Origin of the sequence: Noviherbaspirillum aerium (assembly GCF_008929045.1) — a bacterium.
Lineage (GTDB): Bacteria > Pseudomonadota > Gammaproteobacteria > Burkholderiales > Burkholderiaceae_D > Noviherbaspirillum > Noviherbaspirillum aerium.
In genome coordinates this window covers 1-762 of the sequence record NZ_VFAH01000082.1, presented here as the reverse complement: position 1 = coordinate 762, position 762 = coordinate 1, and the positions used below count along the sequence as shown (strand labels likewise).

General features: G+C 68.8%; 1 pseudogene. It reads left to right on the top strand.

The features are described 5' to 3' along the window. Positions 1-762 (top strand): annotated as a pseudogene (locus tag FH061_RS30165) (RHS repeat protein); the annotation flags it as partial.

Genomic DNA, 762 nt, shown 5'->3' with positions numbered 1-762 from the left:
CACTCTGCATCGCCAGAGCGAAGCCCGCTATGCGCTGGCCGACCGCGACGGCCTGCGCCATGTCTTCGAGCGCCATGGCGACGGCCGCCAGGCGCGGCTGGTGGAAATGCGCAATGCCAACCACCTGCGCATCCACATCCAGTACAACGCCCACGGCCAGCCGTCGCGCATCCTCGACAGCGCCGGCCGCACGCTGGTGCTGCACTACGAACGCAACCGCCTGCGCGGCGTGGCCCTGCAGCGCGCACACCTCGATGCCGCCACCGGCCTGCCGGCGCATGAATTGACCCTGCTGGTGCAGTACGACTACGACGAAGCCGGCGACCTGGTGGCGGTGCGCAACCGCGCCGGCGAGGTGGTGCGCGAGTATGCCTATCGCCATCACATGCTGGTGCGCCACGCCACCCCGGGCGGCCTGGTCGCCGAATATGCGTACAGCCAGGATAACCCTGCCGGCAAGGTAGTGCGGCACTGGACCAATGCCGGCCATCACTTCACTTTCGACTACGGCCCGAATGAAACCATCGTCACCGACGGGCTCGGCAGGACACAGACGTACCGCTACGACGACCACAAGCGCCTGACCGGCCAGACCGACGCCGCCGGCGGCGCCACCACGATCAAGCTCGGCAGGCACGGCCATCCGGTCGAGCTCACCGATGCCGCCGGCCGCCGCACCGGCTATCGGCATGACGCGCTCGGCCGTCTCATTGCCGTCGAGCAGCCCGACGGCGCCATCACCAGGATTGCCTACGACCCGCA